Source organism: Nocardia sp. NPDC055165 (genome assembly GCF_053606985.1).
The window spans coordinates 143499-167265 of the sequence record NZ_JBSGSS010000008.1 but is presented as its reverse complement, the minus strand read 5'-3'; the positions used below and the strand labels follow the sequence as shown (position 1 = coordinate 167265).

Here is a 23767-nt window from a genome sequence, read left to right as displayed (position 1 = left end):
GCCCAGTGACTATCTGAGAGAAGGGTCCTCACTCGAGTCGAAGTCGGGTGAGGACCCTTCATATGTTGTCAGGCAGCTGTGGCCCGGACAGGCTCGGTAGACAGTCGTCTTCGAACGCTCATCTAGCGATTGGGGCGGCTGTTCGGCGGTGCGTATCCAACGGGCCACCGCGTGGTGTCGTCGTAGTAGACCTGGGTGAGGTTCGCGTCGGTCAGCTGAGCGCCGGTGAGGTTCGCGCTGGTCAGGTCTGCGCCGGTGAGGTTCGCGCCGGTCAGGTCAGCGTCGGTGAGGTTCGCGCCGGTCAGTTGAGCGTCGGTGAGGTTCGCGCTGGTCAGGTCAGTGCCGGTCAGATCTGCCTCGATGAGGCCGGCGCCGACGAGATTCGCGCCTTCCATGAAAACACCGGTGAGATTCGCGCGCCCGAGCCAGGCATCGGTGAGATTCGCCTGGTTCAGGAACGAACCGGTGAGGTTTGTACCGCCGAGGTCGGCTTCAGTGAGATTCGCGAAGGAAAAGCCTCCACGGGTGATGTTCGCTCCGTTGAACCAGGCATCGGTGAGGTTCGCGGAGTAGAACACTGTCTCGGTGAGGTTCGCGGAGTCGAAGGACGACCCGGTCAGGTTCGCCTTCCTCAGGTCCATGCCAGACATACAGGTCTTGGCCAGGTCGAGTGGCCCGCTACCGGTACGTCTGTTGATCACGGTCACCACCGCGAAAATATCGACTGGAGCCGGTGTGTTCCTGGTGGGGATTTCACATGCCGAAGCGGTGGTGTGGGTGCGCACGAACGCGGAGAGCACCTCGAAAACCGTCTCTTGGTCGGCAGGTGAATCTTTCGCAAGCCGTTCGAGCAGATAGATGCCGCCCAAGCGGATATCGATTTTGTCTGAGGTCAGCGCTTCGACTGCGTTCTGGAAGCGGCCGGTCACCGCCACCTGTTGGGACAAGCTGTATTGGTTGTCGGTCGCACGCAACGACTGGCTTGTGAACCAGAGCGCCGCGATCGCGGCAACAGTGGTGGTCATTGCCGCGAGTTTCGTCCAGCCTGGCCATTCGAACAGGTTGCGCACCACACGCCTGAACCACGGCGGCGTCGCTGCAGGCGGCGCGGGCGGCCGTAGTGATCGGCCACGGTGGGCAGTTACGCCGCGCCGTCGTGGTGATGGCGTGCTCTGCACAGGCATCGGTACTCCCTCCGAAGCGCATCTGGTTGGTACCACGATTCACCCTTTGTGCTTCGGTGCCCGGATCTGATCGGCTTGCCCACCTGTACGGGATTTCGAGTACTTGCGCCCGTAGGTCCTGTGCGCAAGAGCGGCCCCGCCGGGCGGCCTACCGCACCGACCACGATCGCATCCTGATCAGAACTGCTGATTGCCGTAATCGCGGAACCAGGCCACGATCTGGTCGTGGTCGGCGGTTGTGGCCAGTGCCAGCAGGAGCAGCAGGCGTGCCTTCTTGGGTGCGAGGTCGCCGCCGCTGACGACGCCCATCTTCGGGTCGACGGTGATCGCGCCCGAGCCGTAGCCGTTGGTGGCGACCAGGACGATGCCCTTGGTCGTCATCGCGGCGCTCGCCTGGCTCGGAGACGGAGTGCCCGCGAACACGATGCCCTTGGCGCCCGCGGCGACGGCGGCGGTGATGGGCTCGGCGGGGGCGCCGAGGTAGCTGTGGGCGATGTCGACACGGGGGAGGGTGTCGCGGGGGATCGTGGTGAGGTCGAACGGGGTCGTCCAGCGGGCGGGGTCGTCGCAGCGTTGGACGCGGGCGGGGGCGCGTTGCACCCGGATGCCCGCCTGGTCGATGGTGCCGAGGTCGCCGTATTCGTGGGTGGTGAAGGTGTGTACGCGGGTCGAGTCGGTTTTGGTGGCGTCGCGGGCGGGCAGGATCTGCTCGTTGAGGGCGATGACGGTGCCGAAGCAGGTGGTGCGGTTGCTCGCCGCGAGGCGGATCGCGTTGTACAGGTTGATCGGTCCGTCGCTGCCGATCGCGGTCCACGGTCGCATCGCCCCGGTCACGACCACCGGTTTCGTGCTGCGCACGGTGAGGTCGAGGAAGTAACTCAGTTCTTCCATGGTGGCCGAACCGGTGCTGACCACGACCGAATCATGGTCTCGGAGGCGACGTTCGACCAGCTGCGCCAAGTCGTAGAGGTCGGCGACGGTGTATTCGCCGGATCCCTTCTGCCCGAAGTCCTCGGTGGTCACGGCGGCGACGTCACCGATTTCGGGGCGCAGCGAGTCGACGAGTTCGGCGATCGGGCGGGTGCCCGGCCGATAGGTTTCGAGGTCGGTGCGCCGGTCGGAGGTGCCTGCGATGGTGCCGCCGAGGCCGATCACCGCGACTCGTTGCGCGGCACCGGCCGGTGCGGAGTCGGCTGAGCTGACACCGATTCCGGCACCGGCGACGGTTCCGGCGAGAGCGATCGTGGCGGCGATTTTCGAGACTGTGGGCATGTCACTCACGCTAGGAACGCCACGTGCCCGACCACATCACTCCCGCGCGGTACCTCGATCTGATACCGAGGTACCGCGCGGGCCAGATCAGATCGTCTTGATGATGCCGCCGTCGATCACCACGTCGGCGCCGAGGATGTTGGCGGACTTGGCCGAGGCGAGGAAGGCGATCAGCGCGGCGACCTCGTCGGGTTCGGAGATCCGGCGCGAGGCGATGTCGAACTGTTCGGGCAGCGCCTCGAGCAGTTGCTCGTGGGAGATGCCCTGGGCGGCAGCCAGTTTGGCGCCGATGCGGTGTTCGTCGCGCCAGATCCTGGTGCCGACGGGGCCGGGGGAGACGGTGTTGACCCGCACGCCCTGCGGGCCGAACTCCTCGCTGAGCCGTTTGCCGAGGGAGGTGAGGGCGGCTTTGGCTTCGCTGTAGCCAGTGGGGCCCACCGCGGGCAGGTGCGCGTTGATGGACGAGACGTTGATGATGGTGCCGCGGCGATCGAGCAGGCTCGGCAGCGCCGCGCGGGTGGCCCGGATCGCGCTGAACAGATTGATGTCGAGGAAGTGGTGCCACTGGTCGTCGGTGGTGTCGAGGAACCCGGCCAGCGTGAGCCGATCCGGGTCGCCGCCGCCGACATTGTTGACCAGGATGTCGATGCCGCCGAGTTCCTCCAGTGCGGTGTCGATGACCGTGGCGACGCCCTGCGCGGTCCCCAGATCGGCGGCGACCGTCGCGGCCGCGACCTTGTCGAGCTCGGGAGTGATCGTGCGTGCGGCGCCGACGACACGCACGCCCTCCGCGGCGAGTGTTTCGGCGACGGCCAGACCGATGCCGCGTGAGGCTCCGGTGACGACGGCGGTCTTGCCGGTGAGTTCGAGATCCATGCTCGTACCTTTCTTGAACTATAGGTCAATAATTAGGGCATGCGGAACGTGCTGGCGGGAACGAGGGTTTCAGAGGGTGGTCAGCGCTACGTCGACGAGGCGGTAGAGCTGGGCGGCATCGTTGGTCTTCGCCATGAGACGCAGACCCGCGCTGGTGGTGAACAACAGGGCCGCAATCGAATTCGGGTCCACCTCACGGTCGACGTCGCCGTCGCGGCGGCCCTGGTCGATACGGGCTGCCAGGGTGGCGACGATGCGTTGTTCGATGCCGCGCAACACCGCGGTGGCTGCCGCGTCGTGACCGCCGAGTTCTGCCGCGGTGTTGACGGCGAGGCAGCCGCGCCGGGTCGGCGAGGCCATGTCGAGATCGACCGCGGCGCGCAGATATTCGCGCAGACACTCGCGGGTGGTTCCGGGCCGGGACATGTAGTCCTCGGCCATGGCCACGCCGAGTCGGCCGTAGCGGTCGAGAACGATGTCGAACAGGGCGCGTTTGCTGCCGAAGGTGTTGTACAGGCTGCCTTTCCCGATGCCGGTGGCATCGGCGAGCTGTGCGGGGGAGGTGTTGGCGTAGCCGTGGGTCCAGAACTGGTCCATCGCGCGGTCGAGGACCGTGTCGGTGTCGAAGTTCTGGGGCCTGGCCATGTCTCGACGGTAGACGTTCTATACCTCTAGGTCAATAACTCGGGCGAAAGATCGTGGCCGTGCGTGCCACGATCTCGTGCGCTACTTGCCGATGATGCCGAAAGCGTTGCCGTCGGTGTCTTCCAGGACGCAGATACGGGCGCCGGGGCTGACTTCGCGCGGGGCGGTCCGTTCGGTCGCGCCCGCGGCGATCGCCGCTGCTCTGGCCTTGTCCACATCGTCGACTCCGGCGAAGGCGACCGGACCCGCCGTGACGTCACCGCTGGGGTCGAGGCCGATCTGGACGTCTCCGACTGCCCAGCCGACGTAGTACGGCTCGTCGGTGTGGGGTTCGCCGTAGAGGGTGGTGTAGACGGCTTTCGTCGCGGCCAGATCGGATACGGGGATGACGACGCTGGCGATGGTGGGGCTCATCGGATCTCCTCTTACGATAGGAGCGAGCCACGTTCGCGAGCGACGAGTGGACCGATCGTCGTGTGCGATGGTGACCGCGGTGGACGAATGACCTCGGCGCCCAGCCTACTCAGCCCCGCTCAGCCCTCCGTCGCTGCTGCGGCCCGCGTGTCGACGCTTCCTCGGCACGGTCGCGTTCGATCAGGACGAACCCGTTGCGTCAGTGGTGACCGCGTTCGGGCAAGACGAGTTGGGCGCCGGTGGCCGGGTGGTCGAAGACGTCGACGGGGTGGTGGTAAACGGCGGTGAGCAGTTCGCGGGTGAGGATCTCGCGCGGGGGGCCGTCGGCGGCGACGCGTCCCGCGTCCAAGACGGTGACCCGGTCGGCGTAGGCGGCGGCGACCCCCAGGTCGTGGACCACGACGACCACAGCGGCGCCCTCGGCGGCGCGGGTGGCGGCCAAGCGCAGGACGGCTTCCTGGTGACCGAGGTCGAGGGCCGCGGTCGGTTCGTCCAGCAGCAGGGTGGCGGTGTCCTGGGCCAGAACGCGAGCCAGGGCTACCCGGGCACGCTCGCCGCCCGACAACGACGGGAACACGCGCGTGGCGAGGTGAGTGACGTCGGTGGCGGCCAGTGCCGCGGTGATGAGGGCGTCGTCGTCGCCGGCGGCGGGCGTGTGCAGCCACGGGGCGCGGCCCATGGCGACGACCTCACGCGCGGTGAACGGGAAGCCCACGGCGTGCGATTGGGGCAGCACCGCGCGGCGGCGGGCCATATCGGCGGGGGTCCAGTGCGAGAGCGCGTGGCCTTCGAGTTTGACCGTGCCTGCGCTGGGCTCGAGTTCGCCGGCGAGGGCGGCGAGCAGGCTGGACTTGCCCGCGCCGTTCGGGCCGACGAGCGCGACGATCTCTCCGGCCGCGACCTGGAAGTCGACCTCGTCGAGGACGGTACGGGTGCCCCGCTCGACGGTGAGCCCGGTGGCGCGCAGGGTGACGGCGCCGAGCTCCGGGCGCGTGGGCACGTCGGGGGTTCGTGCGAACAGCGAACGCCAGGAGGCGCGGCGCTCGCGGGTGGTGTCGGTCATCCCCAACCTCCTGCGCGGGCACGGGTGCGGCGCAGCAGCCAGAAGAAGAACGGGCCGCCGATCAGGGAGGTGAGCATGCCCAGTGGCAGGTCCGCGTTGTGGACCAGCGTGCGGGCGACGACGTCGGCGCCGAGCAGCACCACCGCGCCCACGATCGCGCTGAGCGGGACGAGCACCCGGTGGCCGGGGCCGACCATCATGCGCACCAGGTGCGGCACGATCAGGCCGACGAACAAGATGATGCCGCTGAACGCCACGCCCGCGGCGGTGAGCACGGCGACCACCACGATCACCTGCCTGCGCAGCCGCTCCACGTCGACACCGAGATGGCGGGCCGCGGAATCGCCGAGCGCGAGCAGATCCAGGCGTGGTGCGATGAGAATCGCGGCCAGGATGCCGACCGAGGCCAGCGCCGCCACCACCGCCACCGACTGCCAGGTGGCGCCGTTGAGGCTGCCGAGCTGCCAGAACACGATCTGATCCCGCGCGGCGGGGCTGGCGACGAACAGCAGCAGCGCGATCAACCCGCCGGCGAAGGCGTTGATCGCGACACCGGTGAGGATCAGGGTCACCACTTCGGTGCGACCGCCCGACCTCGACAGCACGTAGACCAGCGCGGTGGTGATCAGACCGGCGACGAAGGCGGCCGCTGCCACCGACCACGCGGCGACGAACGCGCCGCCGACCACGATCACGGTGCCCGCCCCGACCGCCGCGCCGGCCGACACCCCGATGACGCCGGGTTCGGCCAGCGGATTGGCGAACACGCCCTGCAGCAACGCACCCGCTGTCGCGAGCGAGGCGCCGACCAGGACGGCCAGGGCCACGCGAGGGAACCGCACCTCCCACAGCGTCACCTCACCGGCCGGATGCGCGGGCAGGGGCCCGATATCGAGGCCGATCCGGTGCGCCACGCTGCCGAGCACCTCGGCGGCGGTCGTGGGGACCTGCCCGAGCACCGCCGACACCACGGCCAGCACGAGCAGGGCGAGCAGCGCTACCGCGAACACGACGGTCACGCGCGTGGCCCGGTGCGCGGTGGGCGGCAGCGGATCAGGAGTGGAGTCGGTGATCCGCGGGGCGTTCGCGGACTCGGTCAGGTCGGGCACCTCGCTCATGCGGTGTCCACCCGGCACGGTTGCTGATCGCTCATGCCGATTTGCCGTAGACGGCGTCGGACAGCGCGGAGACGACGCGGCCGGTGTTGGGGCCGAAGCTGAGGATCACCGCGTCGGACATGTCGACCACGCGCCGATTGCGGCCCGCCGGAGTCTGGGCGATGCCGGGCACCTTCTCCAGTCCCTCGACGCCACCCACCGATTTCAGCCCGTCCGACATCACGAGCAACACATCGGGCGCGGCGGCGATCATCGCCTCGCTGGTGATGGACACGAACGGTTCGTTCACCCCGGAGGCGGTGCCCGCGTCCACGCCACCGATCGCGGTGATCAGCGAATCGGCGCCCGAGCCGCGTCCGGCGATCATGGTGATCGCGGCACTGCGCAGATACAGGAACGCGATCTTGGGCTGTGGATCCTGCTTCGGCACGCGGGCGGTCGCGGCGGCGATCTCGTCGTGGGTGCGCGCGCCGAGCTGCTTGCCCGCCTCGGGAACGCCCAGTGCGGTGGCCACGGCCTCGATCTGCGGGACGACGCCGTCCATGCTGCGCTCGGGGTCGAAGTAGACGACGGTCACCCCGGCTGCGCGTAGCTGCTCACGCACGGCGGGGGCCGCGCTGGTGGTGTCGGTGAGGAACACCGACGGGCGCAGGTTCAGGACCGCTTCGACGCTGAGGCTGCCGTTGCCACCGGCCACATTGGGCACGGACGCGACGGCGGGGAACGAGGCCGAGGTGCTGCGGCCGACGAGGTTCGCGCCGAGGCCGAGGGCCCAGACGGTTTGGGCGAGGGTGCCGTACCGGTCGACGGCGATGATCCGCGAGGTGTCGGTGATCGTCACATCGGTGCCGTCATGGGACTTCACCGTCACCGGCAATCGCGGACTCGGCGCGGGTCCGATCGGTACGGGGTCGAGGTCGGCGAGCTGGGCTGTCACCGGCCCACCGGAATTGGCAGTCGATGCAGGATTGCTTGCGGTGCAAGCGACGGCGCCGGTCAGCACCGTCGCCGCGAGCATCGCCGTCAGCACACCACGCAGTTTCATGCAGGTAAGGCTAGCCATCATTCGGAACGGGCGCTCACATCGTCCAGTGCTGCCGCGATCGCTCGCGGCAACTCGAGTGTCTCGGCAGCCAGCACACCGGTGAGCTGACCGATATCGCGGGCACCGACGATCATGCTCGTGATGCCCGGCCGATCACGGATCCAGGCCAGCGCCACCGCCAGCGGCGACGTGCCGAGCCCGTCGGCGGCGGTGACCAGCGCGTCGACCACCCTGGTCGCGCGATCGTCGTCGAGCCTGCGCCGGATCTCGGCCGCGGTCGCCTCGTCGGCACCCCGCGAATCCGCGGGGACACCGTCGCGATACTTGCCGGTCAGGATCCCACCCGCCAGCGGCGCCGACGCGATGACGCCCACCCCATGGTGGCGGGCGGCGGGAATCACATCGTTCTCGGTGCCACGCGCGAGCAGCGAATACGGCGTCTGCGCGGCGCTGATCGGCGCGATCGCGGCCAGACTCGCCAACTGCCACGCCGCGAAACCACGCACCCCCGCGTACCGGGTGCGTCCGGTACGCACCGCGGTCTCGAGGGTTGCCGCGACCTCATCGAGCGGGGTGTACGGATCCCAGGCGGCGATGCTCCAGATGTCGAGATGGTCGGTGCCCAGTTCGAGCAGGGTCCGATCGAGTTGTTTGAGCAGCGTGCGCCGCGACGCGTCGACCACCGGGCCCACCGCCGCGGGCGCGGGCACCGAGTCGCCGACCCCGGCGCCGGGCGCGTGCATCACCACACCCGCGCTTCCGCTGAGCACCAATTCGTCACGCGACACCAGGTCGCCGAGCAGGTCCGCCAGGATCCGCTGCGCCACCCCCTCGCCGTAGACGGGCGAGAGGTCGACGAGCGTGCCACCGGCCTCGGTGAACGCCGCCAACTGCACCGATGCCTCGTCGGCATCGGTATGTGTCCCCCAGGTATGGGTCGCCAACCCGATTCGCGACACCCGAAGTCCGCTGCGTCCCACCGTTCGCTGTTCCATCACCGCGCCCGCGCATTCGTCACGGCGACAGCCTAATGCGCGCACCACCGCTGCCTCGCTCGGCGACCCGTGCCACGGCGCGGCAGAACTCGATCTCGGTGATGGGCGGGCGACGACCGACCGCGACGACGGGTAGGGTCGCTGCGAGATCGTGGCGGTCACAGCCACACGTGAAGGAAAAGCCCAGGAGGACGCCGTCTTTCGGGCGCGAGTCAGCAGGAGGACGTGTTGGGCGAGTCGATGACCTGGTTCCAGGCATTGGTACTCGGATTGGTGCAGGGACTCACCGAGTTCCTGCCGATCTCCTCCTCCGGACACCTTCGGATCGTCTCGGGCGTGTTCTTCGGCGACGACGCGGGTGCCTCGTTCACCGCTGTCACTCAGCTCGGCACCGAACTCGCAGTCCTGGTGTACTTCGCCAAAGACATCTGGCGCATCCTCGTCGCCTGGTTCACCACCCTCGGCATGCGGTGGCGGGAACGCTCGCAGCGTGAGGTCGCGGTCGGCGATCGGGTGACCACAAAACTGCCGGTGATGGACCGCAGCGCCCGCGAAGCACATGAACGTGACACCCAGCGCGAACTCGACTATCGCATCGGCTGGTACGTGATCATCGCCACGATCCCGATCGGTGTGTTGGGGTATCTGTTCAAGGACGAGATCCGCACCGGTGCCCGCAATCTGTGGCTGGTGTCGTTCATGCTGATCGCTTTCGCCCTCGTGATCGCCGCCGGTGAGTACTTCGGTAAGAAAGAACGCTCCATCGAACAGCTCACCACCCGCGACGGCATCATCATGGGCTTGGCGCAGTGCCTGGCGCTGATCCCGGGCGTCTCGCGCTCCGGCGCCACCTCCACCGCGGGCCTGTTCCTCGGCTTGAAGCGTGAGGCGGCTGTGCGGTTCTCCTTCCTGCTGGCGATCCCCGCAGTGACCGCGTCCGGGCTGTTCAGCCTGCCTGACGCGTTCGAACCGGCAGGTGAGGGGCTCAATGCCAGTGGGCCGCAGTTGCTGGTCGCTACCGTGCTGGCGTTCTTCGTCGGGTATGCCTCGGTGGCCTGGCTTTTGAAGTTCGTCGGCAAGCATTCGTTCTACTGGTTCGTCGGGTATCGGATCATCGTCGGCCTCGCTGTGATGGGCTTGCTGGCCGCCGGCGTCGTCTCCGCCACCTGATCCCGACCCCGACCCATGGTTAGGCTGGTCCCATGACGGTGATCCTGCTCCGGCACGGAGTGTCCACCTCCAACACCGCGCGCACCCTCGCGGGCCGCGCCCCCGGTGTCGAACTCACCGAGCGCGGCACCGAACAGGCCGCCGCGGTGGCCGACCGGCTCGCGATGCTGCCGATCGAACACATCGCCAGCTCGCCGCTGCTGCGCTGTCAGCGCACGGTGGCGCCGCTGGCCGAGAAACTCGGTCTCGAACCCGACCACGACGAACGCCTCATCGAGGTCGACTACGGCGACTGGACCGGGCGCCCGATCGCCGAGCTGGTCACCGAACCGCTGTGGCGGATCGTGCAGGGTCACGCCTCGGGCGCGGTGTTCCCCGGTGGGGAAGGGCTGGCCCAGGTCCAGCAGCGCGCGGTCGCCGCGATCCGCGACATCGAACGCACGCTGGCCGAGAAAGCGGGCCGGGATGTGCTGTGGGTGGCGTGCGCGCACGGCGACGTCATCAAATCGATCCTTGCCGACGCCCTCGGCCTGCACCTGGACAGTTTTCAGCGGATCGCGGTGGAACCGGCCTCGATCAGCGTCGTCCGCTACAGCCCGCACGGGCCGTCGGTGTGGAAGTTCAACGACACCGGCGCCGATCTTTCCGCGCTGGCCGCGTCCGCACCGACGACACCGACACCTGGTGGAGAGGTACCTGCGGCCGCGAACGCGGATAATGGGAATGCGGGGCACCGCGATTCTCCTTAGAGGAGTGTGTTCGTGAGTGTCGATCAGGGTCACGTATCAGGAGGTGCATGTGTCACGCGCAATCCATGTATTTCGCACCCCCGATCGTTTCGTCGCCGGGACCGTCGGTGAACCGGGCGATCGTTCGTTCTACCTGCAGGCTGTGCAGGAGCCGCTGGTGGTGAGTGTGCTGCTCGAGAAGCAGCAGGTGAAGGTGCTCGCCGACCGGATGGGTCTGCTGCTCGACGAGGTAGCGCGCCGCTTCGGCGCCGAGGTGCCACCCGAAGGTGAGGACGTGCGCGATGTCGCGCCGCTGGTCACCCCCATCGACACCGAATTCCGGGTCGGCACCATGGGTCTGGGCTGGGATTCCGACGCAGGCGCCGTGGTGGTCGAGTTGCTCGCGATCACCGAGACCGAGGTCGACGAATCGGTGGTGCTCGATGACACCGACGAAGGCCCCGACGCGGTGCGGGTTTTCCTGACCCCCATCCAGGCACGCGAGTTCGCGTTGCGGTCGGCGCGGGTGATCGCGGCGGGCCGCCCACCGTGCCCGCTGTGCGGGGAACCGCTGTCCTCGCGGGGGCACATGTGTGTGCGCACCAACGGGTACAAGCGCGGCGAGATCTTCGGCGCTGCCGAGCTCGAAGAGGAGTGATCTTCTGTGCCGGTACTCACCGAAGGTGACCTCGACATCGTCGGCCGGATCGGCGTCGCCAGCAACCTCACGCTGGTCTGTGAGATCGCCGCACCCGAACCCGACGGTGCCCCGCTGCGGGTGGTGTACAAGCCGGTGCGTGGTGAACGGCCGCTGTGGGACTTTCCCGACGGCACCCTCGCGGGCCGAGAGGTCGCGTCGTATCTGATCTCCGAACACCTCGGCTGGGGTGTGATCCCCGAAACGGTGCTGCGCGACGGGCCGCTGGGGCCGGGCATGGTGCAGCGCTGGGTCACCTCGGTCGACAACCGCACCGATGCCCGTCAGCGCCTCGACCTGGTCGATCTGTGCACGCCGGGAACCGTGCCCGCGGGATTCTGCGAAGTGCTGCGCGCGCTCGACGAGCAGGGCAACGAGGTCTCGCTCATCCACGCCGACGATCCGCGCCTGCAGCGGATGGCGGTGCTGGATCTGTTGCTCAACAACGCCGATCGCAAAGGCGGGCACGCGCTGGAAGGTGTCGACGGGCAGGTTTACGGCGTCGATCACGGCATCTGCCTGCACGCCGAACCGAAACTGCGCACCGTGTTGTGGGGCTGGGCGGGACGACCGGTGCACGAGTCGCTGATCCCCGACATCACCACCTTCGCCGCGAATCTGCCCGGCGCCGTGGCCGATTCGCTGGCCATCCACATCACCGACGCCGAGATCACCGCCCTGGCCGAACGGGCGAAGGCCTTGCTGGATCACCCGGTGATGCCTGTCCCCAACTCCTCGCGTCCGATCCCCTGGCCCGCATTCTGACAGCAGGTCCGGCGCCGATAAATCGGTCGTGCTCCGCCCGGCCTGGTTGCTACCGTTGCCGCCATGAAGGTCGAATCCCTAATCGCTGCCGCGACCGCACGAGCTCTCAGCTCGCCGGTCGCTGCCGCCTGACCTTCTCTCCCATGCCGGCGACCGGAAACGGTCCGCTGGCGTGCGTCGGTCTTGTCGCTGTTCGTCATGGTGGCCGCTTCCGGTCGATGTCACCTCGATGGAGCAACCACCATGATCACCACAGACCAGACCGTTCGGACCTTCCTCGACTATTTCCGCGAACGCGGGCACGAACTCACACCGGACGGATCACTCATTCCCTCGCCGGGGGATCCGGTGCTGTTCACCACCTCCGGGATGCACCCGTTGACCCCGTATCTGAGAGGTCGGCCCCACCCGCTGGGCCGGCGGCTCACCGGCTCGCAGCGATGCCTGCGCACCACCGATCTCGACGAGGTCGGTGACGACACCCACCTCACCGTGTTCGAGATGCTCGGATCGTGGTCACTCGGCGACTACAGCGGCCCGCAGAGCCTGCGGTGGGGAGTGGAACTGCTGCGCGACGGCTTCGGTATCGACCCGAACCGGATGCACGTCACGGTGTTCGGCGGTGACGACCACGTCGAGCCCGACCACGAGTCGTGGCACACCTGGGACGAGCTGGGTCTGCCGGTCGAACCGACCGTCGACGAGAACTGGTGGTCCAACGGCCCGACCGGACTGTGCGGGCCCGACTCCGAGATCTTCGTCTGGACCGGAGACGACACGCCGCAGGGCACACCGATGACCGATGACCGGTGGGTGGAGGTGTGGAATCACGTCATGATGCGCTACCTGCGCCATCCCGACGGCAGCCTCGAACCGATGCGCCGACCCTGCGTCGACACCGGGCTGGGGCTGGAACGGCTGGTGCGAATCCTGCGGAACTCACAGTCCGTCTTCGAGATCGACCTGTTCGAGCCCTGGCTGAGCACCTTGCCCCGAATCTGGGGCCCGCTCGATGATCGGTCGCTGCGAGTGCTGTCGGACCATCTGCGATCGAGCATCGTCGTCCTCGGCGACGGGGTCATCCCGTCCCCGTCGGGCCGTGGTCACATCCTGCGGCGTTTGATCCGCCGCACCCTCACCACGTTGTGGCGCGACGATCCGACCCGCACTCTGTCGGACCTGCCGATCGAGCTGGTGGACCACACCCTCGGGCACTTCCGGCAATCCGTGCGCTCCCAGGACGTGCGCACCCTGCTGGTCGAGGAGGAACACAAATTCGATCTGCTGCTCCGGCGCGGGCGAAAGGTCTTGTCCCACCGTCGTTTCAGCGGACCCTTGACCGACGGCGACTACCACTACCTGCACGACACCCACGGTCTGCCCCGCGATCTCGTGGTGTATCTGACCACCGAATCCGGGGTCGGGTGAGCAGGTTCGGATCCTGGGTCCTTCGTGGCGGTATCAGGTTTTCGGAAGCGCAAGGGCCGGACCGGGTGTGAGGATCGCCAAACAACGATGCGAGGAGAAGAGATGCGACAACATGCTGGTCCGGCTCCGTCGGTTGCGCAGTGGCGCGTGGTCGGGGGAAGCCGATGAGAACCGTCGTGCTGAGTCTTGTCGCGGTGCTGTTCGCGGGGATGGGGTTGTACGCGCTGGCCGCTCCCGCCGCGCTGGCACGTCCGTTCGGGACGACGGTGGCGACGGCGGTGAGCCGGGCCGAGATTCGCGCGGTGTACGGCGGTTTCGGGCTGGCCGTCGCCGGGGTGCTGTTCTGGTCGGCGTTCGGTGCCGATGATCTGCGGTCCGGGGCGGCGCTGACTGTGGGTGTCGCGCTGGCCGGGATGGCGGGCGGTCGCATCATCTCGCGACTGGTCGACAGCGCGACGAGCTTCTATCCGAACTGGTTCTACTGCCTGATCGAGCTTGTGGGCGCCGCGCTCGTGCTCGGTGTCGCCTGACGGATCCGGTCGGACACCTTCCCGTAGTGTCCGAAACGGCGAGGTGAGGGCCGATGAATTTCGAGCGCGAAGGAGGTCTACACGGTATGAGGAAACTGATCTACGGATTCGGCGTGTCAGTCGACGGTTACGTCAACGACCGCGACGGCAAAATCGACTGGACCGACCCCGACGACGAGCTGCACCAGTACCACAACGACAGATTCCGCGGGCTCGAGGTCGCGGTGAACGGTCGCAGGCTCTACGAGCTGATGGCCGAGTACTGGCCGCACGTGCCCGAGGACGCACCGCCCATCCAGCGCGAGTTCGGCGAACTCTGGACCCGCACACCCAAGGTCGTCTGCTCCCGCACGCTCACCGAGGTCCACTGGAACAGCACCCTGGTCAGCGAGAACGTTGTCGAGGAGGTCCGCAGGATCAAGGCCGAAGGCGACGGCGTCATGGAGGTCGGTGGTGCGAGCCTCGCGTCCGCGCTGATGCCACACGGGCTCATCGACGAGTACCAGCTGTTCGTCTCGCCGATAGTGCTCGGCGGTGGCACACCGATGTTCCCGGCCCTGGATCAGCGGATCGGGCTGCGCTTGGTCGAGACGCGGCGCTTCGAAACGGTGATGCTGATGCGCTATCAGGTCGACTGAGGTCCGCTCACCGCGGCTGTAGCTGCGGTTTCTCGCGGTGGCCAAGGCTCTGTTGCCTGGTCAGCGCCGGTGCTAGTGTGCTCCAAGCACTTTCGTTATCCCCGTGAGATCTGAGGAAACCTATGTCGACCCGTTCTATCGTCACCGCCTCCGCAGCCGCGTTGCTGCTCACCGGTGCTGCCGCTGCTGTTGCCGCGCCCGCGCAGGCGTTCCCTGCCGGGTGGTGGGCTGAGAAGACCTATGTGTGTTCCTCCACCAACCAGGCCGGCGCGCCGCTGCCTGACGTTACGGTGAAGGCCGGCAACGAGGTTGGTGCGGCGTATTACGCGACCCAGCAGCTCGGCCCGGACGCGGCGCAGATGCAGTGCCGCGAACTGTGATGTGATCATGTTCGGTGTCGCCGCACGTCGGGGAGCGGTGGCACCGAAGTCTCATCCCGCGTGCGAGAGCACGAATTCGCTTACCGCAGCAGACTGATTCAGTAGCGCGTGCCCGACTCCGGGCAGGAGCCGCACCTCGCCTCGGGTGAAGGCGCGGGCGCGTTCGGCGGTGCGTGCGGAGTCGAACAGAGCGTCGCGTTCGCCGACGATTATCAGGACCGGGATGTCCACTTCGCGTAGTTGTTCGTCGCGGAAGATGGGCAGTTTTCCGGGGCGGGGCGTGAAATGGGTGAACGTCAATGCGATGTCGTCGACGATCGGATCCGCTTGCGCCCCATCCAGGCCGAGGCCGAGGCGTGCCATCTCGTGCACGCTGTGCCTGCCGATCATCCGCAGCCCGATCGCCTTCACCAGCCAGCCGTAGCGGTGCTTGCCCAGTCCTCCCGGGCACAGCAGGACCAACGTCGTAACCCGGCCCGGCCTGCGCAGGACGTAATCGAGGGCGGTCCACCCACCCAGCGACATGCCGGCCAGTGCCACGGTGTCGAGGCCGAGTCCGTCGATGACCTCGTCGAGCCAGCTCGCGGTCGCATCGCTGTCCAATGCCAGCCGGGTGGGGACGCTGAAGCCGGGTTCGCCGGGCAGATCCACCGCATACACGCGGAAGCTTCTCGACCAGTCCGCGATGTCGGCGCGCCAAGTGCTCGCGTTGGCTCCTGAGCCGTGCAGCACGACCATCGGCGGTGCGTCCACCGGTCCGGAGGCCACGACGAACGTTTCGCCGATGCCGGTGTCGATCCGCAGTTCCTCGCGTGGCACCGGCCAGGCGTCGAGGTGTTCGCGGTAGCGCTGCTCGACGAGCCGTCTGCCTTCGTCGGTTTTGTAGATCATGAGCGCAGGATTCCGTCCAGGTAGTCGAGCAGGCGGGAACTGTCGACGAGGCTGCCGAGCAGGATCACTTTGAGGCGGCGCCGGGCCGGGTCGTAGCTGGTCTCCACGCGCATCCGCTGACCGCCGCCGCCTCGGGTACCGGCGGTGGCGGTGAGCAGAGTGGTGATCCGGTCGACGGTGGCGCGGTCGATGTCGTCGATCTCGACGATGCAGGAGGACTCGGCGTGTCGACGCGGTGTCGTCTGCGGTGTGGTGATCGGCAGTCCGGTGAAGGTCTCGAGGTCTTCGTGGGTGATGCGGTACTGCTTGCCGATGCGCACGGCGGGGAGTTTGCCCTCGCGCACATAACTGCGCACGGTGCGGACATGCAGTCCGAGCAGTTCGGCGACCTGCTCCACTGAATAGAGACGATCTGTCATGAAACAACCGTAAACGAAGGTACATATAGGGATCAATAGGGACGTTTTGTGAGTTGCGGACTGTGACAATGATCGCGATGGCAACCGTTCGCCCAGGTGGGACCGCACACTGGGCACGACACGCCCGATCCGCCCCGCTACCCCCGTGACCAGCGGATCTGCTCGAGCGCAAACCTTGACGCTCGCGCCGCGACACGTTTGTGTGCAGGTAGCGGGCCGTGCCGCGACGCCGCGAGCAACCCCATGTGCCGGGCCGCGGGCCGAGCACCTCGACAGGGGCTCTACCCTCGAAGACATGCAGTCCTGGTCCGATATCGCCCTGCCGACAGTCCCCGGAACAGGGCCGCCGTTGCGTTTGTACGACACCGCCGACCGTCAGATCCGCCCGGTCACCCCTGGCGAGACCGCGAAGATGTACGTCTGCGGCATCACGCCCTACGACGCCACCCACCTCGGTCACGCCGCCACTTACCTGACGTTCGACCTGGTCAACCGGGTCTGGCGCGACGCGGGCCACGACGTGCACTACGTGCAGAACGTCACCGACGTCGACGACCCGCTGTTCGAGCGCGCCGACCGCGACGGTATCGACTGGCGCGACCTCGGCAGCCGCGAGATCGACCTGTTCCGCGAAGACATGGCCGCACTCCAGGTGCTGCCCCCGCGCCACTACATCGGTGCCATCGAATCGGTGGAGGAGGTGGTGGAGCTGGTGCAGAAGTTGCTCGCGGCCGGCGCGGCCTACATCGTCGACGATGCCGAGTACCCCGACATCTACTTCCGCACCGACGCCACCGAGCAGTTCGGCTACGAATCCGGCTACGACCGCGCCACCATGGAGACGCTGTTCGCCGAACGCGGCGGCGACCCGGACCGGCCGGGCAAACGCGACACCATCGACGCGCTGCTCTGGCGGGCCGAACGCCCCGGTGAACCGTCGTGGGAGGCGCCTTTCGGCGCCGGCAGGCCCGGCTGGCACATCGAGTGTGCGGCGATCGCGCTCAACCGCATCGGCGCCGAGTTCGACATCCAGGGTGGCGGCTCGGACCTGATGTACCCCCACCACGAGTACTCCGCCGCGCACGCCGAGGCGATCACCGGCGCCCGCCGCTTCGCCCGCCACTACGTGCACGCCGGCCTCATCGGCCTGGACGGCGAGAAGATGTCGAAGTCCCGGGGCAACCTCGTCCTGGTGTCGAAGCTGCGCCGCGCCGGTGTCGATCCCGCCGCGATCCGCCTCGGCCTGCTCGCCGGTCACTACCGCGCCGACCGTATGTGGACCGACGAGGTCCTCACCGCCGCGCAGCATCGCCTCGACCGCTGGCGTGAGGCCGTGTCGCTGACCTCGGGCCCCTCGGCCACCGACACCGTCGCCCGGCTGCGCCGGCACCTGGCCGACGATCTCGACACGCCGAAGGCACTCGACGCGATCGACAACTGGGCAGAACAGGCCATCGCCTACGGCGGCGCCGACACCGAAGCCCCCGCCCTGATCCGCGCCGCCGTCGACGCGCTCCTGGGCGTCAGTCTCTGACACGATCGCAGGTCAGCGCGGCGACGGCCCTTCCTGATGCCGCGGTGACCTGCGCCGACCTGTGACACGCCGCCGGTAGAGTCGCCGGGAAGTGAAGCGCGGGGCGCTGTCGCGTCGTGTGCACGACCGGCGACAGGAGCGGCGATGCCCGACCCGCAGGATCAACCGGCCTCCGCCACCACCGTCCTGCACGTGGGTGGGCAACTGCGCGCCAGCTCCCACGGGAGACTGACCAACGGGCTGCGCCACCGGCCCGGCGTCCTCGCTGTCGACCCCAATCCGGTCGCCCAAACCGCCACTGTCACCTACGACCCCACCCGAACATCCGTCGCCGACCTGCGCACCTGGGTCCGCGACTGTGGCTATCACTGCGCGGGGCGCTCGGTCCCGACCCACGTCTGCGACCCGGCGAGCGAGCCGACCACGCATACACGACCCGCCCCGCACGGTGCCGAATCCGCTACGGCACCCGAGCAGTCCGCCGATTCTGTGGTCGGCCATGCGCCGCCTGCGATGCCCTCGCACGGCGAGTCCCCGAGTCATCGCGTGCCGAGTCGGGATCAGCCCCACGCCGCGCACGGCGGTGGGCACGAGCACGGCGGGCACGCGTCGATGTCGATGGACGACATGGCTCGCGACATGCGCAACCGATTCCTCGTCGCGCTGGTCTTCTCCACCCTGGTGATGCTCTGGTCGCCGATGGCCACCCACATGCTCGGCCTGCACCTGCCCGTCCCGTTCGGGATGCGCGCCGACATCTGGATGCTCGTCCTGAGCGTGCCGGTGATCTTCTACTCCTCGAGGATCTTCTTCACCGGGGCGTGGGCGGCGTTGAAGGCCCACACCCTCGACATGATGGTGCTGGTCTCGGTGGGTATCGGGACGGGATGGCTGTATTCGCTGTATGTGACGTTCACCGGCGGCGGTGAGGTGTTCTACGAGGCCGCCACGATGCTGGCGACATTCGTGCTGCTGGGCCACTGGTTCGAGATGCGGGCGCGCAGCGGCGCCGGCGACGCGGTGACGAGTCTGCTGGATCTGTCGCCGCCGAAAGCCGTTGTGCTGCGCGACGGTCAGGAAGTGCGGGTGCCGACCGCCGACGTGCGGGTGGGTGAGGTGCTGCTGGTGCGGCCCGGCGCGAAGATCGCCGTCGACGGCACCGTGCTGGACGGGTCGAGCGAGGTCGACGAGTCGATGGTGACCGGTGAGAGCATGCCGGTGCCCAAGCAGCCGGGTTCGGCGGTGATCGGCGCGACCATCAACACCACCGGCAGCCTGCGGGTGCAGGCCACCAAGGTCGGGTCCGACACCGCTCTGGCTCAGATCGTCGAATTGGTGCAGCAGGCACAGAATTCGAAGGCCCCGGGTCAGCGGCTGGCCGATCGGGCCGCGTTCTGGCTCACCCTGGTCGCGCTGCTGGGCAGCCTGACCACCCTGGCGGTGTGGTTGCTCGTCGGTGCTTCGCTGAGCACAGCACTGTTGTTCGCGATCACCGTGGTGGTGGTGACCTGTCCGGACGCGCTCGGGTTGGCGACACCCACGGCGATCATGGTCGGCACCGGTCTCGGCGCCGAACGTGGCGTGCTGTTCAAGAACGCGACAGCGCTGGAGGACGCGGCGCGCATCGACGTGGTGGTGATGGACAAGACCGGCACCCTCACCACGGGCGCACCTGAAGTCACCGACGTGATCACCGCCCCCGGCGTGGACACCGACCGGGTGCTGGCACTGGCCGCGGCGGTGGAACTCGAATCCGAGCATCCCCTCGCCGAGGCCATCGTCGACTACGCGAAAGCCCATGGTGTGGACACCCTTTCGGCCACCGGGTTCCAGAATGTGGCCGGCCGCGGCGCGACGGCCACGGTCGACGGGCAGCACGTGATCGTGGGCAACCGCGGACTGCTCGACGCCGACCACATCGAGCTGGGCGAGTTGGCGAAACACCGTGACGAACTGGCGGCCTCGGGCCACACCGCAGTCCTGGTCGCCGTCGACGGTCACGCGCACGCGGTGATCGCGCTGGCCGACGCCGCACGCCCGACCTCCGCCGACGCCGTGGGGGCACTGCACGACCTCGGTGTCGGCGTGGTCATGCTCACCGGTGACAACGCAGGCACCGCCGAACGCATCGCCCGCGACCTCGGCATCGACACCGTGATCGCCGATGTCCTACCGAAGGACAAGGCCGACCGGATCGCCGATCTGCAACGCACCGGTAAGAAGGTCGCGATGGTCGGCGACGGGGTGAACGACGCGCCCGCCCTGGCCCGCGCCGACCTCGGTATCGCCATCGGCGCAGGCACCGACGTGGCCATCCAAACCGCCGACGTGGTGCTCATGCGCTCGGACCCGTACGCGGTGTCGACGGCCCTGCGTATCGGTCGCGGCACGGTCCACAAGGAACGCCAGAACCTGGGTTGGGCAGTCGGTTACAACGGCATCGCCCTGCCCGTCGCGGCCGGTGTCTTCGCCCCGTGGGGTCTGACCATGCGCCCGGAGATCGCCGCGATGGCGATGTCGGGGTCGAGCCTGATCGTCGCTCTCAACGCGTTGCACCTCAAACGTCTGTCGCTACCCTCCGCGCCCCAGCACAAGTGAGGGCCGCTCGTAGTCCAACGTGGGCCCGCGACCTCGCGGACGGGCACCACCGCGCCGGTTGCCCGCAGTGTGCTGCGCTTATACTGTGGGCCACAGCGCAGCTGACCTGCCGTCGATCGGAGAGCGTCACATGGGGTGCTATCAGCGCATCGTCGTGGGAACCAACGGCTCGGAGGCCGCGCAGACGGCGGTAGCGGTGGCGGGGGAGTTCGCGATGCGCCTCGGCGTCGCGGTCACCGCGGTGAGTGTGTGGAAGGACGCGGGGCGCAAGTCGGCCACCGACGCCGAATGGGCCGAAGCCAACACTCGGGCGGCCGCCGAAGCCCTGCTCGAAGCCGGCGTGACCGAGGTCGCCCGCACCGAACTCGACGGCACGGCAGGCGCGTTGCTGCTCGAGATCGCCGAACGTGAACCCGCCACGTTGCTCGTGATCGGTGGCGGCAGCCTGGGCAGTTCCAAGGCGCGACTGCTCGGCTCGACCGCCAATCACGTCTCCCACCACAGTCAGACCGACGTCGTGTTCACCAACAAGGTCCCCAAACGCTGGACCACCATCGGGCTCACCACCGACGGATCGGCGAGTTCGCTGACCGCGGTCCGTCGCGGCTACGAGCTCGCTCTGGCGCTGGGTGCGCGCCCGTTCCTGGTGGCTTCGGCCAAGACCGATGACGATGGTGCCGACATCCTGATCGACGTCGAAGGTCAGATCGCGGTCGAGGACCCGGAACTGTTCGGACGCGACATCCTCACCGGGGTCCCCCCGGCGGAGGCAATCTGCAACTCGGCCTGGAAATACGATCTGGTCGTGATCGGCAACCGTGGAATGAGCGGTCCCGCACGTCTTCTGGGCTCGGTGGCCAACAAGGTAACCCACGACATCGACACCAACTTGCTGCTGGTCAACACCACGCACTGAGTCATCGGCCCTCGCGTGCAGGAGGTGTCGGCCACCCACTGGTGACACCACGCGTGGTGATTGCCGTTCGAACGGGAGCGCCGAGTCCGGTCTGATCAGGTGTTTGCTCCGGTTTAGCGGGTAACCGCGGAACTTGCCCGGACCGGGGAGTTCGGTCGCCTATGATGACCGTACGCGCGATGTTCGCCACACAACGGAGTGGACGCCGGATGAATGCTGGGATCGAGGCGGCGGGTTTCTTCGGCCTGCTGGACTGGGAGAAGACGACCGGTCTGAGCAAGTTCTGGGTCGACATGATCACCATCCCGATTTTCAGTGCCATGGCCGGTCTGATCACCAACTGGACCGGGGTGATCATGCTGTTCGCGCCGGTGCGGTTCACCGGCTTCTACGTGCCGGGCCTGAAAACGATCTTCCCGCTGTTGCCGCGCAAGGTGCAGATCCTGCCGACCTTCGCCCCCGGTGGCATCCTCGGCTTCCAAGGCTTCATTCCGGCCCGCTCGGAGAAGATGGCGAGCCTGATGGTCGACAACGCGGTCGCCAAGATCGGCACCGCCAAGGACTTCTTCGACCAGATGGATCCGCGCAAGATCTCCGCGCAGGTCGCGCTGGTGGCGATGCCGAACGTGCGCTCGATGGTCGACTCGATCATGGTCGCCGAGCATCCGCGCCTGTGGGCCGACATGCCGCCGCGCGCACGCGAAGCCGTCTACACCCGGGTCGAGGCCGAGCTGCCCGCGATCACCGATCGTGCGTTCGACTTCATCGGCGAGAACATCGACCAGCTCCTCGATGTGAAGCTGATGGTCGTGGGCTACCTGCGGCGCAGGCCCGAACTGCTCAAGGACGTGATCTACGGGCTCGGCGCACCGGAATTGCGGTTCATGATCCGCAGTGGGGTGCTGGGATTCCCGTTCGGGGTGATCGTGGCGCTGTGGTTGTCGTTGCTGCACTACAGCACCCCCCACGGTGACACCCCCGCGGTGATCTCGCTGCCCGGCTGGCTCTACGAGATCCTGCATTTCCTGCCCGCGTGGGCGTGGGTGCTCGCCGGTGGCGCGACGGTGGGTGTGCTGGTCAACATCATCGCGATCAAGGTGGTGTTCGAGCCCGCCGTGCCGCAGCCGCGCTACCGATATCCGTGGGGGGTCGCGAAATTCGCGAAACGGCAGTACCAGGCGGCGGCGGATCTGGGGCATGCGATCGGGTATCAGATCGTCACCCTCGATGTCGTCACCGAACAATTGCTCGACGGGCCCAGTGGCGACAAAACGCGTGCGGTCATCGCGCACTTCCTCGAGGCTGAGATCGACCGGATTCTGGGCCCGCTGCGGTCGGTGACCCGGCTCGCGATCGGACCCCGCCATTTCGACGCCATCCAGGCCACCGCGGGCGCGAGCCTGGCGACCGAGATGAAGCCGTGGTTGGTCGAGGACGTCGAATTCTCTCAGACCACCGCGGCCAGCGTCGACCGGCTCGCCACCGAGAAACTGCGTGAACTGCCGCCCGAGGAGTTCGTCGAAATGCTCTACACCGCCATCGAACAGGACGCCTGGCTGCTGTATCTGCACGGTGGCGTGCTCGGTGCCTTCATCGGCGCGCTGCACCTGCTGATCTTCGGAGTGTGAGCAATGGAGCCCAACCCTGATCGCGAACCCAGGATCCCGACCGATCTGCTCGGTTTGGCGCGGATCGCGGGATTGTCGTTGCGCCACATCGTCGGCACGGTGGCCAAGGGTGCTGTGCACACCGCCACCGATCTGGTCGACGACCTCCGTTCCGGCGAACCGATCTCGCAGATCGTCGACGAACGCGTGGAGCTGTTTCGGCGGGCGGCGTTGAGCGCGCTCGGTCTGACCAGCACCGCCACCGGCGTCTACGGCCCGGTCGAAACCAAGGTCGACGCCGAGGATCTCAAGGCGATGGGCGATGCGATGATCACCGAGGGCTGGGACTCCGCGCAGCAACCGCGTGAGCTGCACCCCTCGTTCGTGCCGATCCTGCACGACCTGACACCCGACGAAGCCCGGATCCTGCGCTTCCTGGCTGTCGCCGGGCCGCAACCCGCGATCGACATCCGCACCAAGGCGCCGTTCGGGATCGGCTCGCAACGGCTGGCCGACGGCATCAACATGATCGCCGCCATGGCCGGGTGCGCGCTGCCCGACCGCGACCACCACTACCTGGGCAACCTCAGCCGCCTCGGACTGGTCCGCTTCTCCACCGAACCGGTCGCCGACTTTCGCCGCTACGCGTTCCTGGAAGCGCAACCACCGGCGCAGGCGGCCTACAAGTCGGTGAAGATGCGGGCCATCAGCTCCTACCGCAGCATCTACCTGACGGTGTTCGGAAAGCAGTTCTGCGACTCGTGTTTCGTGCTGGGCGACTATACCGGGGGCGGTTGGGCAGGCGATGACCGTGGCGACATCTACCTGGGCAAGGGCCCCCGGCTGCCCTGATC

The 23767-nt window shown here is 67.7% G+C and carries 24 protein-coding genes; 13 read left to right on the top strand and 11 right to left on the bottom strand.

Annotation, left to right across the window (positions count from 1 at the left end; genetic code table 11):
* Window positions 1-122: 122 nt before the first annotated feature.
* The 9 genes from ACWFRF_RS18505 to ACWFRF_RS18465 all read right to left on the bottom strand — a co-directional run bounded on the left by ACWFRF_RS18505 (window position 123) and on the right by ACWFRF_RS18465 (window position 8612).
* Complete coding sequence (locus ACWFRF_RS18505; protein ID WP_452451155.1) at window positions 123-1025, bottom strand: pentapeptide repeat-containing protein; 903 nt, start codon at window positions 1023-1025, stop codon at window positions 123-125.
* Window positions 1026-1361: 336 nt separating this feature from the next.
* Window positions 1362-2456 (bottom strand): asparaginase, encoded by a 1095-nt coding sequence (locus tag ACWFRF_RS18500; RefSeq protein ID WP_452451153.1) that lies wholly within the window; start codon window positions 2454-2456, stop codon window positions 1362-1364.
* An 87-nt stretch (window positions 2457-2543) separates the two neighbouring features.
* Window positions 2544-3332, bottom strand: coding sequence for an SDR family oxidoreductase (locus ACWFRF_RS18495; RefSeq protein WP_378991839.1), 789 nt, complete (start codon window positions 3330-3332; stop codon window positions 2544-2546).
* A 69-nt stretch (window positions 3333-3401) separates the two neighbouring features.
* On the bottom strand, window positions 3402-3977 hold the full coding sequence (locus tag ACWFRF_RS18490; protein WP_378991838.1) for a TetR/AcrR family transcriptional regulator: 576 nt from the start codon (window positions 3975-3977) through the stop codon (window positions 3402-3404).
* Between the two features lie 81 nt (window positions 3978-4058).
* The gene (locus ACWFRF_RS18485; RefSeq protein ID WP_378991837.1) at window positions 4059-4391 is read right to left on the bottom strand and encodes a VOC family protein; all 333 of its coding nucleotides are present in this window, start codon (window positions 4389-4391) and stop codon (window positions 4059-4061) included.
* 199 nt (window positions 4392-4590) lie between these two features.
* Window positions 4591-5454 carry a heme ABC transporter ATP-binding protein gene (locus ACWFRF_RS18480; protein ID WP_452451150.1) on the bottom strand — a complete coding sequence of 288 codons (864 nt, stop codon included), beginning with the start codon at window positions 5452-5454 and terminating at the stop codon, window positions 4591-4593.
* A complete protein-coding gene (locus ACWFRF_RS18475; RefSeq protein ID WP_378991835.1) occupies window positions 5451-6572 on the bottom strand; it encodes a FecCD family ABC transporter permease in 1122 nt (373 codons plus the stop codon). Before ACWFRF_RS18475 ends, ACWFRF_RS18480 begins: the two co-directional genes overlap by 4 nt.
* 31 nt (window positions 6573-6603) lie before the next feature.
* On the bottom strand, window positions 6604-7617 hold the full coding sequence (locus tag ACWFRF_RS18470; protein WP_378991834.1) for a heme/hemin ABC transporter substrate-binding protein: 1014 nt from the start codon (window positions 7615-7617) through the stop codon (window positions 6604-6606).
* A gap of 17 nt (window positions 7618-7634) precedes the next feature.
* Complete coding sequence (locus ACWFRF_RS18465) at window positions 7635-8612, bottom strand: aldo/keto reductase (protein WP_378991833.1); 978 nt, start codon at window positions 8610-8612, stop codon at window positions 7635-7637.
* Between the two features lie 240 nt (window positions 8613-8852).
* On the opposite strand from ACWFRF_RS18465, the gene ACWFRF_RS18460 reads away from it, so the two are divergent.
* The 8 genes from ACWFRF_RS18460 to ACWFRF_RS18425 all read left to right on the top strand — a co-directional run bounded on the left by ACWFRF_RS18460 (window position 8853) and on the right by ACWFRF_RS18425 (window position 14948).
* On the top strand, window positions 8853-9782 hold the full coding sequence (locus tag ACWFRF_RS18460) for an undecaprenyl-diphosphate phosphatase (RefSeq protein ID WP_452451359.1): 930 nt from the start codon (window positions 8853-8855) through the stop codon (window positions 9780-9782).
* Between the two features lie 32 nt (window positions 9783-9814).
* Window positions 9815-10531 (top strand): histidine phosphatase family protein, encoded by a 717-nt coding sequence (locus tag ACWFRF_RS18455; RefSeq protein WP_378991832.1) that lies wholly within the window; start codon window positions 9815-9817, stop codon window positions 10529-10531.
* Window positions 10532-10580: 49 nt separating this feature from the next.
* Window positions 10581-11168, top strand: coding sequence for a DUF3090 domain-containing protein (locus ACWFRF_RS18450; RefSeq protein WP_266288581.1), 588 nt, complete (start codon window positions 10581-10583; stop codon window positions 11166-11168).
* A 6-nt stretch (window positions 11169-11174) separates the two neighbouring features.
* Window positions 11175-11972 carry an SCO1664 family protein gene (locus tag ACWFRF_RS18445; RefSeq protein ID WP_387444961.1) on the top strand — a complete coding sequence of 266 codons (798 nt, stop codon included), beginning with the start codon at window positions 11175-11177 and terminating at the stop codon, window positions 11970-11972.
* A gap of 243 nt (window positions 11973-12215) precedes the next feature.
* Window positions 12216-13400 (top strand): alanine--tRNA ligase-related protein, encoded by a 1185-nt coding sequence (locus ACWFRF_RS18440; RefSeq protein ID WP_452451147.1) that lies wholly within the window; start codon window positions 12216-12218, stop codon window positions 13398-13400.
* A 164-nt stretch (window positions 13401-13564) separates the two neighbouring features.
* On the top strand, window positions 13565-13930 hold the full coding sequence (locus ACWFRF_RS18435) for a DUF4345 family protein (protein WP_452451145.1): 366 nt from the start codon (window positions 13565-13567) through the stop codon (window positions 13928-13930).
* 86 nt (window positions 13931-14016) lie between these two features.
* On the top strand, window positions 14017-14568 hold the full coding sequence (locus ACWFRF_RS18430) for a dihydrofolate reductase family protein (RefSeq protein ID WP_452451143.1): 552 nt from the start codon (window positions 14017-14019) through the stop codon (window positions 14566-14568).
* Between the two features lie 122 nt (window positions 14569-14690).
* Window positions 14691-14948 carry a hypothetical protein gene (locus ACWFRF_RS18425; RefSeq protein ID WP_194828263.1) on the top strand — a complete coding sequence of 86 codons (258 nt, stop codon included), beginning with the start codon at window positions 14691-14693 and terminating at the stop codon, window positions 14946-14948.
* A gap of 51 nt (window positions 14949-14999) precedes the next feature.
* Here ACWFRF_RS18425 and ACWFRF_RS18420 read toward each other — a convergent pair whose 3' ends face one another.
* A complete protein-coding gene (locus tag ACWFRF_RS18420; RefSeq protein ID WP_452451141.1) occupies window positions 15000-15839 on the bottom strand; it encodes an alpha/beta fold hydrolase in 840 nt (279 codons plus the stop codon).
* Entirely contained in the window at window positions 15836-16258 is a 423-nt protein-coding gene (locus tag ACWFRF_RS18415; RefSeq protein ID WP_379314755.1) for a helix-turn-helix domain-containing protein, read from the bottom strand. Before ACWFRF_RS18415 ends, ACWFRF_RS18420 begins: the two co-directional genes overlap by 4 nt.
* Window positions 16259-16553: 295 nt before the next feature.
* Here ACWFRF_RS18415 and mshC point away from each other — a divergent pair, with 295 nt between their 5' ends.
* The 5 genes from mshC (at window position 16554) to ACWFRF_RS18390 (ending at window position 23765) form a co-directional block, all read left to right on the top strand.
* Complete coding sequence (gene mshC / locus ACWFRF_RS18410; protein WP_378991824.1) at window positions 16554-17792, top strand: cysteine--1-D-myo-inosityl 2-amino-2-deoxy-alpha-D-glucopyranoside ligase; 1239 nt, start codon at window positions 16554-16556, stop codon at window positions 17790-17792.
* A gap of 144 nt (window positions 17793-17936) precedes the next feature.
* Window positions 17937-20390 carry a heavy metal translocating P-type ATPase gene (locus ACWFRF_RS18405; RefSeq protein ID WP_452451138.1) on the top strand — a complete coding sequence of 818 codons (2454 nt, stop codon included), beginning with the start codon at window positions 17937-17939 and terminating at the stop codon, window positions 20388-20390.
* 130 nt (window positions 20391-20520) lie between these two features.
* Window positions 20521-21306 (top strand): universal stress protein, encoded by a 786-nt coding sequence (locus tag ACWFRF_RS18400; protein WP_378991820.1) that lies wholly within the window; start codon window positions 20521-20523, stop codon window positions 21304-21306.
* A gap of 209 nt (window positions 21307-21515) precedes the next feature.
* Window positions 21516-22934, top strand: a complete 1419-nt coding sequence (locus ACWFRF_RS18395) for a hypothetical protein (RefSeq protein ID WP_378991818.1) — start codon at window positions 21516-21518, stop codon at window positions 22932-22934.
* 3 nt (window positions 22935-22937) lie between these two features.
* Entirely contained in the window at window positions 22938-23765 is an 828-nt protein-coding gene (locus ACWFRF_RS18390; protein ID WP_378991816.1) for an Abi-alpha family protein, read from the top strand.
* The last annotated feature ends 2 nt before the right edge of the window (window positions 23766-23767 follow it).